This is a genomic window from Leptospira wolbachii serovar Codice str. CDC, from assembly GCF_000332515.2.
Taxonomy (GTDB): domain Bacteria; phylum Spirochaetota; class Leptospiria; order Leptospirales; family Leptospiraceae; genus Leptospira_A; species Leptospira_A wolbachii.
In genome coordinates this window covers 1-9,263 of record NZ_AOGZ02000010.1, presented here as the reverse complement: position 1 = coordinate 9,263, position 9,263 = coordinate 1, and the positions used below count along the sequence as shown (strand labels likewise).

11 protein-coding genes and 3 pseudogenes are annotated in these 9,263 nt (G+C 35.1%); all 14 read left to right on the top strand.

The features are described from left to right. Nucleotides 1-101, top strand: a pseudogene (locus tag LEP1GSC195_RS20200) (HigA family addiction module antitoxin); the annotation flags it as partial. Between the two features lie 219 nt (nucleotides 102-320). After that, on the top strand, nucleotides 321-1,193 hold the full coding sequence (locus LEP1GSC195_RS03950) for a hypothetical protein (RefSeq protein ID WP_015680192.1): 873 nt from the start codon (nucleotides 321-323) through the stop codon (nucleotides 1,191-1,193). Nucleotides 1,194-1,510: 317 nt separating this feature from the next. After that, entirely contained in the window at nucleotides 1,511-1,867 is a 357-nt protein-coding gene (locus LEP1GSC195_RS03945; protein ID WP_232227678.1) for a helix-turn-helix domain-containing protein, read from the top strand. Between the two features lie 278 nt (nucleotides 1,868-2,145). Continuing rightward, nucleotides 2,146-2,796: an integrase core domain-containing protein gene (locus LEP1GSC195_RS19455; RefSeq protein ID WP_015680196.1), complete on the top strand. Its 651-nt coding sequence runs from the start codon at nucleotides 2,146-2,148 to the stop codon at nucleotides 2,794-2,796. A 42-nt stretch (nucleotides 2,797-2,838) separates the two neighbouring features. Continuing rightward, a pseudogene (locus tag LEP1GSC195_RS19450) lies at nucleotides 2,839-3,085 on the top strand (CopG family ribbon-helix-helix protein). Then, nucleotides 3,085-3,502, top strand: a pseudogene (locus tag LEP1GSC195_RS03935) (putative toxin-antitoxin system toxin component, PIN family). Before LEP1GSC195_RS19450 ends, LEP1GSC195_RS03935 begins: the two co-directional pseudogenes overlap by 1 nt. A 753-nt stretch (nucleotides 3,503-4,255) precedes the next feature. Further along, nucleotides 4,256-4,639, top strand: a complete 384-nt coding sequence (locus LEP1GSC195_RS03930; protein WP_040506340.1) for a type II toxin-antitoxin system RelE/ParE family toxin — start codon at nucleotides 4,256-4,258, stop codon at nucleotides 4,637-4,639. Beyond that, entirely contained in the window at nucleotides 4,636-4,917 is a 282-nt protein-coding gene (locus tag LEP1GSC195_RS03925; protein WP_015680203.1) for a helix-turn-helix domain-containing protein, read from the top strand. The genes LEP1GSC195_RS03930 and LEP1GSC195_RS03925 overlap by 4 nt, the downstream gene beginning before the upstream one ends. Before the next feature lie 199 nt (nucleotides 4,918-5,116). After that, nucleotides 5,117-5,569 carry a hypothetical protein gene (locus LEP1GSC195_RS03920; protein WP_040506339.1) on the top strand — a complete coding sequence of 151 codons (453 nt, stop codon included), beginning with the start codon at nucleotides 5,117-5,119 and terminating at the stop codon, nucleotides 5,567-5,569. A 334-nt stretch (nucleotides 5,570-5,903) separates the two neighbouring features. Next, nucleotides 5,904-6,683 (top strand): hypothetical protein, encoded by a 780-nt coding sequence (locus LEP1GSC195_RS03915; RefSeq protein ID WP_156827633.1) that lies wholly within the window; start codon nucleotides 5,904-5,906, stop codon nucleotides 6,681-6,683. A gap of 257 nt (nucleotides 6,684-6,940) precedes the next feature. Further along, entirely contained in the window at nucleotides 6,941-7,177 is a 237-nt protein-coding gene (locus tag LEP1GSC195_RS03910) for a type II toxin-antitoxin system Phd/YefM family antitoxin (protein WP_015680197.1), read from the top strand. Next, the gene (locus LEP1GSC195_RS03905) at nucleotides 7,178-7,579 is read left to right on the top strand and encodes a type II toxin-antitoxin system VapC family toxin (RefSeq protein WP_015680193.1); all 402 of its coding nucleotides are present in this window, start codon (nucleotides 7,178-7,180) and stop codon (nucleotides 7,577-7,579) included. 305 nt (nucleotides 7,580-7,884) lie between these two features. Then, on the top strand, nucleotides 7,885-8,085 hold the full coding sequence (locus LEP1GSC195_RS03900) for a type II toxin-antitoxin system VapB family antitoxin (RefSeq protein ID WP_015680201.1): 201 nt from the start codon (nucleotides 7,885-7,887) through the stop codon (nucleotides 8,083-8,085). Further along, the gene (locus LEP1GSC195_RS03895) at nucleotides 8,082-8,471 is read left to right on the top strand and encodes a PIN domain-containing protein (protein WP_015680194.1); all 390 of its coding nucleotides are present in this window, start codon (nucleotides 8,082-8,084) and stop codon (nucleotides 8,469-8,471) included. The genes LEP1GSC195_RS03900 and LEP1GSC195_RS03895 overlap by 4 nt, the downstream gene beginning before the upstream one ends. The last annotated feature ends 792 nt before the right edge of the window (nucleotides 8,472-9,263 follow it).

Below are 9,263 nucleotides of genomic sequence, written 5' to 3'. Positions count from 1 at the left end.
GGAAATTCTCTGAGTTCTGGCTCTCTATTCAAGCTCATTATGATTTAGAAATAAAACAGTATGAATTGAAAAATGAGTTAAGAGCAATAAAAAAATTATAAAGAGCGTAGACTAGCCAGTTAAACCCAAGCACGTCGTATAACAGCATCTAACCGCTTCGCTTCGGGACTTCGCCCTCGCTCGGTCTGCGACACATAGGCTTCTGGCACTCCCCTTGCCTTCGCAAGTGTCGTGACCAGTCCCTAACGTCCCGTTCCGGGACTCAGGGCCAGCCTACGTCGGTTAGCCTAGTTCGTTATACGACATTTGTAAAATTAATTATGAATAACAAAAAAAACAAAGACTATATCAATTTAATTTTTAAAGAACTAGCAAATCTAGATTCAGAAATTGACAGTGGTTTATATATCTTAAATCATCCTAACTATAGCAATCAAAGTGATTCAATTCAAAAAGAAATTCAAATGGATATGGATGAAAAAATTCTATTATTGGTAGATATTCTTTTTCGTAAAATTCGCTTTTTCCTTGAAATAAATAACCTTCATAATGAATTATTGGAATTTGATAAGGAATACTTCCTTAACCGTCACGATTTAAAATTTTTGTGGAAATCAAATTATGATCATGAAAGTGATACAATATATGGCGAAATTTGCCCAAGCATACGTAGGCTTCTAATTCCTATAAAAGAATATTTTTCTGATGATCCTCCTTCTCCTTCAGAAATTACTGATGCTGTATCCTTAACTAACAGAAAAACTTTAGAGAATATTTTAAATTCGACAGGCTACATTCTAAAATTATTAAATATTCAACCGACTACCGAACCACAAGTTTACAATGGAATAAAAGAGCACTTGAAACTCGTTCTCCCGGATATCATAGATGATAAAACTTTTAATTTTTCACAAAAATTGAAAACTTATATCCCTGATTTTAGTTCTGTAAAATGTGAATCCGTAGTAGAATATAAGTACATTAAATCCGAAGAAGATTTAAAGAAATCCATAGATGATCTTTGTGCAGATTCGAAAGCTTACAAAACCAATACAGAAATAAAATATATATATGTAGTTTTTTATATGAAAAAATATATTAAGTCCGTGGGAGAACTTGAAGAATACTGGAAAGAAAAACAATTTCCTAATTTTTGGAAAAGTATATATATTTATGAAAATCTTAATACCTAATAATTATATAATACAAACGTCGTATAACAGCGACTTACCGCTACGCTTCGGCACAAGGCCTCGCTCGGGCTACGCCAAATTCCCTTTCTGTCACTCGTTTGCATCCGCAAACTCCGTGCCAGTCCCTAACGTCCCGTCGGGACTCAGGGTCAGGGAACTTCGGTAAGTCTAGTTCGTTATGCGAAAGTCGTAACTGTATGCCTCAGGACATGGGTAACACTTTTGTAGCAAGACATAGGTAACACTTTCAGGTTTCTAATCCCTTTAGATCACCTTTACAGGAGGGCTTTGGGATGCCTTGGAAGGAGAATAATACCGTGGATTTAAGATTTCAATTTGTTCTGGATAGCTTCCAGAATGACGTCAATTTTACTCAGCTTTGTGCTCAGTATGGCATCTCTACTAAGTGTGGATACAAGTGGAAAGAAAGGTTCTTGAAGGAAGGGAGAGATGGTCTTCTGGATAAGAAGAGAACTCCTAAGAACTCTCCCGCTAAGATTGCAGAAGAAACAATTCTAGAAATCATTAAGATCAAAAATAACAAGAAGTTCTGGGGTGCTAAGAAAATACTCGAACTCTATAAAGCTAAATTCCCAGATAGAAGACCTCCTAACAGATCTACCGTTGAACGCATTCTTAAGAAGGCAGGCCTACTTGAGAAAAAAAAGAATTAGAAGACCAATTAATTCAGGACAACGAATCTCTATGCCGGAGAAAGCGACCCATCCGAATCATATTTGGACCGTTGACTTCAAAGGATGGTGGTATACTCCGGACAGGGAAAAAATAAAATCCTCTCACAGTCAGAGATGATTTTTCTAAATACATACTATCCATTAAGACCCTTTCCAAAGGCGATATTCCTTCCGTTAAAGCTGAATTTATTAGGTTATTTAAGATCTATGGATTACCAGAAATCATTCGCTCCGACAACGGACCGCCTTTCGCTTCTATGCAGTCTCTTTGGGGACTCACTAAACTCTCTGTTTGGTGGCTCTCTCTAGGTATCAAGCTCGATCGCATTCAACCAGGTAAACCTTACCAAAATGGCGCTCATGAAAGAATGCATAGAGACATGGCTCGAGAACTACAACATGAAATCGTTGGTAACATCACTCTCTTCCAAAAACTCTTCGATAAATGGAGAATTGAATTCAATAGAGAAAGACCACACGAAGCTCTTAACATGAAAACTCCAGAACAAATCTATGTTAAATCGGAAAAACTTTTTGATCCGAACGCTGAACTTCTAATCGCCTATCCGTTTGGATTCAAGCAAAGACATGTTAACGATCGCGGTTACATCAATTACAATGGAAATCTCATCATGATCGGAAATCCTTTTAACGGGTTTAATGTCGGTATTAAAAAAGAATACGATTCCGTTTCTATTTGGTTCGGAAATAATAAGTTAGGTAATCTCGATCAAAATTTATTCTTGATTAATCCTGATTCCAATTCATATAAAGTTCATAAACCAAGGAAGGTTCTAAAAAGTACTACCCTTCTCCTGACGCATGAACGTTACCCATGTCTTGAAGTCATACCGGGAAGAGTCGCCGCATCCGTGCGGCGTTTTATAAGAAAAAAAACCCAGAAATAAACAATTTGACAAATATACAAATCTTGTATATGATGGGAAATTATGAATCAGACTGTTAATATCTCTTTCGAAAAAGCTACTTTTAAAAGAAATTGATAAAATTGCAAAAAAAAGACACAGATCCAGATCCGAACTGATTCGTGAAGCTGCAAGGTCTTATATTGAGAAAAAATCTAAGTGGCAAGCTATCTTCGATTTTGCTTCAAAAACTATCGATAAATCAAATCTTAAAGAAGCTGACATTTTTGATGAAATTAAAGCAGTTAGAAGAAATAAAAAAGCTTCTTAATGTTAAGAGTTCTTTTAGATACTAACATATATATTTCTGCAATCTTGTTCAACGGAAAGCCTAGAATGGTTTTCCAAGATTTACTTGATGATTATTTTTACTGGATATATCTCGAATGAAATTCTGGATGAATTAGAGGAAACTTTAGCTAAACCTAAGTTCAAGCTACCTAATGACTTCATACAATTTACAATTGCGGAAATCAGAAGTGCTACCACAATAATTAAAAACAAACCTCTTAAAGACTATTTGAATTTGAGAGATCGAGACAATTTCCATATTCTTGAAACTGCTTTCTCAGCAAATGTTGATTTATTAATAACAGGTGATAAAGATCTTTTAACTTTAGAAAAAATTAAGGGTCTAAAAATCATTACTCCTGATGAATACTTAAAAATCAAAGAGGATATGAGCTAAGATTGCGACATCCGTGTCGCTCCCCGCAACGTCGCATAACAGCAACTAACCGCTTCGCTTCGGGACGAGCCCTCGCTTGGGCTGCGCCACATAGGCTTCTGGCACTCCCCTTGCTTGCGCAAGTGTCGTTCCAGTCCCTAACGTCCCGTTTCCGGGACTCAGGGCCAGCCTACGTCGGTTAGTCTAGTTCGTTAATTGCAATTGGTTAAATCTCTTCAAAAAAAATCAGCGCGCAATTTTTCTTAAAGATTCAAAGAGATACAAATAACTTTTCTCTCAATTATATCTAGGTATGGTTTGAACGTTTTGTGCGAGATTCAGGTGATTAAAAGAGAAAAATATAAGTGAAGAGATTTACTTCGCTCATATTCATATTATTTTTTTTCACTGTTCCAATGCTTCATGAGTGATTGGCGCGCTTTAAAGAAAAAGAAATATGAGCGAAAATTTGCGCGCTTGGGATTAGCCAACTTCGTATTTCTAACAAATTCAATAGATAACCAACTGCAATTAACATCGCCTTACCGCTCGCTCAGGTCCTTATCCACTTCGACTCAGATTTCTGTGGAAATCTGCTTCTCGTGGGGCCTTCGCTCGGCCTAAAGGCACATTCCGTGTCACGCTAACGCCTCCTACTGAGGCTCAGCTACACGAAACGTCGGTAAGCCTCTATCGTTATACGACATCTGAAAAATTTCACCTAAACCTATAAATAAAGATTGACTTAACATCATAAATGATGTATTTTGGATTGTGTCAAAGAAATGGAAAATTATATACTTTTCGGAAAACAAAGACGCTATATCTGAAATAGAAATTTTCATAAATTCAAAAGATGAGAGAAACCAGGCAAAAATATTTGCTTGGTTGGATAAACTAACTGAATTGGGACCTAATTTACCTAGGCCATATGCAGATTTACTGATTGATGGGATTCATGAATTACGAATTAAGCTTTCTGGTTCACAGATAAGAATTCTCTATTTCTTTTGTTACAAAAATTATATAATTCTTACCAATCAATTCGTTAAGAATACTGATAAAGTACCAAAAGCTGAAATTAAAAAAGCTATTAATAGAAGAGACTATTTCCTAACTAAATATTCAGAAAAAAACTTAAAGGAGTTAAAGTTATGAGATCTTTCAAAACACATTTAGACATTAAGTTAAAGAATAAATCTTTTAAGGAAAAATTTGAAGAAGAAATGGAACTTGTTAATATCTCTATTGAGCTACAATCTTTGAGAGAGAAAAAAGGATTATCCCAATCTGATTTAGCAAAAAAAGCTCATGTTACTCAGCAACAGCTTTCTAAGATAGAAAATGGTGTGAATTGCAACTTATCCACTTTTTTAAAAGTTTGTCATGCACTAGATTTAGAAATTTCTATTAAAAACAGAAAACTTACTGCTTAGTTTCAGACGTCGTATAACAGCGGGGAAACGCTTCGCTTCGGCACGAGGCCTCGCTTGGGCTGCGCCACATTCCTCTCCGTCACGCTTCTCGCTCCGCAAGAAGACGCGCCGACGCTAACGCCTTCTACGAAGGCTCAGCTACGAGGAACGTCGTCTCCCCTAGTTCGTTATACGTAATGCCTTAGATTAAATCAAAAAAATGAATACCGAATCTGAAGAATATTATAATAATGATGATCTTGGCTTATATCTTACACTAATTCAAAATGTCTATATGACATTTAACCCAGAAAGGAAATTAGTATTTAATATAGTTAAACCGCTTAATTTCACGGAAAAACCTTTGAAATGGATTAAAGGTAAACTCATATTTAAAAATATTTACTTTTGTGATTTAAATTTCATAAATGAATATTACGAATATCCTGAATTTTACAGAAGTGCAATTCTAACAGAAAGTAATTTGATTATGGAAACAGCAATCAAACTAAATCGACTAAATAAGAAAATTAATTCTCCACTAATACATTATTATCTATTTACTCTTCAAGGAGATAAGGAAATTGAAATAAACATTATAAGTGAATCATATGAATTAAAACTAAATTCTGAATCAAAACTTCTGGACGAATTTGAAGGATTTGATAATTAGAGTCATTATAACTTTCTAAACACTATATCCAATATCAATTCAAACACTTCCTTACTTTGAGAATCTAATAACAATAATTTCTAAATTACTAAAATTAATTTGAAATATCCTTTTATAGCCAATCTAAATATATCATTGATAAAATTCGGCACTACGTATAACAGCGACTAACCGCTTCGCTTCGGGACTTCGCCCTCGCTTGAGCTACGCCACATAGGCTTCTGGCACTCCCCTTGCCTTCGCAAGTGTCGTTCCAGTCCCTAACGTCCCGTTGGGACTCAGGGCCAGCCTACGTCGGTTAGTCTAGTTCGTTATGCGCAATATCATAATCATTATGAAAACAAAAAATACTACCACAATTTTTTTTCTATTACTTAGCATACAAATCTATTCACAAGATTTAGTTAAACAAACAAATAAGTTAATTTCTAACGATAACAAATACATAATTGAAACTTCTTATTCAGACCATGATCCTGATTGTAAAAAACAACTTGGCGCAATTTTTGATCTTCCACGAAATCAATGGATATGCCAATTTAATATTAAAAATATAGCTGAAAACAAAATAGAATACTCAGTAAAAGCTGGTGATTTCGAAAAGGGAAAAAAAAATTGTTATACTCCTAATTTTGAATTAGGTATCGGATACGGTTTTGATTATTGGACATTAGAAAATAAAATTGTATATACCCAACAATCAGGTTGGTTTTCTGCAAATGAAGATTCTAAGGTAACTTATGAATTTGATTGGAAAAAATGTAATCTTTTAAAACTTGGAGCATTCCAATTTTACCCGCTAGATTACGATCAACGAATAGGTACAATCTATTTCCTATCATCTTCAAAAAAGCACTATATTTTATTTCATGACGGACAACGAGATATAGGATATGTTGGTAAATTAAAATCTGATGTAATGTTGGATATAAATGAATTCTTTAACTTTAATAAAAAATGCAAGAAAAGACTTAATGAAAATATTGAAATCTTATTTGAAACTAAATCAGGTAATATCAAATCCTCATACTCTTTCCCAATTGCAATAGTCGAATTTTCAAATCAGAAAATAAAAATCGACTTGATTAACGACAAAATAGAAATAGACCAATGATACTGCGCATAACAGCAACTAACCGCTTCGCTTCGGGACTTCGCCCTCGCTTGGGCTGCGCCACATAGGCTTCTGGCACTCCCCTTGCATTCGCAAGTGTCGTGGCCAGTCCCTAACGTCCCGTTCGGGACTCAGGGCCAGCCTACGTCGGTTAGTCTAGTTCGTTAGTTGCAATGGGTAAAAGTCTATTCCTAATAAGACAAAATGAATAACTATTACCTTGACAACTTGTCAACTTAAACTAAAATACATATATTATGAAATCTTACCCTGTTGGTGAACTAAAAACTCATTTTTCCGAAGTCCTTGAATATGTTAAAAATGGAGAAAAAGTAGGTATTCTTTTTGGAAAAAACAAAAAAACAATCGCTATGATTGTTCCTGTTAATGAAAAAAAAGATTTAAAAAGAAAAATCGGCCTAATGGACGGAAAGGTCAAAATTTCCTTTGATAAAGATTTTTCCATTACTGAGGATGAGTTCTTAAATATATAAATGGCATTCCTTTTAGACACACATGCTTTACTCTGGGTCATTGGGGACTCAAAACAATTAAGTAAAAAAATAACTTCTATCATTCAAGACCAAAATAATCAAATTTTAGTTAGCTCAATTTCTCTATGGGAAATCTCTTTAAAATATAAACTTGGTAAACTGAAACTATCGGGTTTTAAACCTGAAGATATTCCTATTTTTTTGGAAAAATTAAATATAAATACAATTGAATTAACTCTACTAGATGCATCTTCCTATCATAACCTAAAAGAAGATTTTCATAGAGATCCATTTGATCGAATGCTCATTTGGCAATGCATCTCAAGAAAACTAACATTAATTTCTAAAGATTCTGAAATGAAGAAATATAAAGTATCTGGTTTAAAAACTATTTGGAATTAATTACCCACTGCAACTAACAGCGACTTACCGCTACGCTTCGGCACAAGGCCTCGCTCGGCCTACGGCAAATTCCCTTTCTGTCACTCGCTCGCATGCGCAAGCTTCGTGCCAGCCCCTAACGTCCCTTCGGGACTCAGGGTCAGGGAACTTCGGTAAGTCTAGTTCGTTATGCGTAATGACCTAAAGTATCCCTTAGGACATGGGTAACAAAAATATTAACGAAAAGGAAAAAATTAGAATTTCTTAACTTTTACCATTGTGACAAAAAAACTGAACTTGACTTATGCATAGAAAATAATAAAATTATGCATAAGATGAGAACAACAATAGATATACCAGAAGAGCTAGTTTTAGAAGCGATGAAACTTACTCACATCAAAACCAAAACAGACGTAATTAAAGAAGGTTTAAATACATTAATTAGAAAAGAAAAGTTGAAAAACCTGAAAAATTTCAAAGGAACCATCGATCTTGATATAAATCTTAATGAATTAAGAAAAAGATGAATCAGGTTTTATTAGATTCTTCCGTTTGGATCGAATATTTTAGAGATTCCAATGCCAAAGTCTCTTCAGAGGTTGATAAATTGATCGATATAGGAAATATTTTTACAAATCAATTAATTTTGACTGAAATAATCCCTTATCTTAAAGTCAAAAAACAAAATCAATTAATTCAAATACTGGAATCAATTGAAAGTTTTGAAATGTCTATAGATTGGAAACAAATTATCGAATTTCAGATAACAAACCTCAAACACGGAATCAATAAAATTGGCATTCCGGATTTACTGATTCTTCAAAATACTATTCAAAATCAATGCAGTCTATTCACTTTGGATAAACATTTCAAACTAATGAGCAAAGTCCATAAGCTTGATCTTTATAATTAGGTCACTACGCATAACAGCAGCTAACCACTTCGCTTCGGGACTGCGCCCTCGCTCGGCCTGCGGCACATAGGCTTCTGGCACTCCCCTTGCCTACGCAAGTGTCGTTCCAGTCCCTAACGTCCCGTCCCGGGACTCAGGGCCAGCCTACGTCGGTTAGTCTAGTTCGTTAATTGCAATAGGTTGAATCATACAAAAAAAGCGCGCGAAAATTTTCTTTAGAAAGGGTTGAGGAATTAATATATTACTGCCTTTTAGTAGCGGAGACTCTCTTCAAAGATTCTTTTATTAAACTGTGATTTGCAAACGATATATATTTTTCCATTAAACGAATAAAAATGAGTTTTTAATTCGCTAGTTCCAATATAAATTTATAAGAAAACGCGTAGACTCGGATCGAAAATTTTCGCGCTTGATGAGATTTCCCTTTCGAATAATATCTATACCAATAGAAACCTACTGCAATTAACATCCGCTTACCGCTACGCTTCGGCACTCACGGCCTCGCTCGGTCTGCGACACATTCCTCTCCTGCACGATTTTTTGCCTCCGCAAAAATCGCGCCGACGCTAACGCCTCCTACAGAGGCTCAGCTTCGAGGAACGTCGGTAAGCTTTTTCGTTATGCGCAAACGTGTAAACTTAATATTAAAACCCATTAAATTTAAAGGAAAAAAATAAATGTCAAAACTAAATGTAGATCAAAAAACTATCTTCGAGCTTCTCTCCGACAAAAAGGCAGATTTTCTAATACCAGACTATCAAAGACCATATGCTTGGAATGAGGAGCAATGCC

Excerpts from the sequence above, each read along its gene's own strand:
- LEP1GSC195_RS03920 (WP_040506339.1), top strand. The coding sequence starts at position 5,117 with ATGAATACCGAATCTGAAGAATATTATAATAATGATGATCTTGGCTTA.
- LEP1GSC195_RS03915 (WP_156827633.1), top strand. The coding sequence starts at position 5,904 with ATGAAAACAAAAAATACTACCACAATTTTTTTTCTATTACTTAGCATA.
- LEP1GSC195_RS19455 (WP_015680196.1), top strand. The coding sequence starts at position 2,146 with ATGCAGTCTCTTTGGGGACTCACTAAACTCTCTGTTTGGTGGCTCTCT.
- LEP1GSC195_RS03895 (WP_015680194.1), top strand. The coding sequence starts at position 8,082 with ATGAATCAGGTTTTATTAGATTCTTCCGTTTGGATCGAATATTTTAGA.
- LEP1GSC195_RS03900 (WP_015680201.1), top strand. The coding sequence starts at position 7,885 with ATGCATAAGATGAGAACAACAATAGATATACCAGAAGAGCTAGTTTTA.
- LEP1GSC195_RS03905 (WP_015680193.1), top strand. The coding sequence starts at position 7,178 with ATGGCATTCCTTTTAGACACACATGCTTTACTCTGGGTCATTGGGGAC.
- LEP1GSC195_RS03910 (WP_015680197.1), top strand. The coding sequence starts at position 6,941 with ATGAAATCTTACCCTGTTGGTGAACTAAAAACTCATTTTTCCGAAGTC.
- LEP1GSC195_RS03950 (WP_015680192.1), top strand. The coding sequence starts at position 321 with ATGAATAACAAAAAAAACAAAGACTATATCAATTTAATTTTTAAAGAA.
- LEP1GSC195_RS03925 (WP_015680203.1), top strand. The coding sequence starts at position 4,636 with ATGAGATCTTTCAAAACACATTTAGACATTAAGTTAAAGAATAAATCT.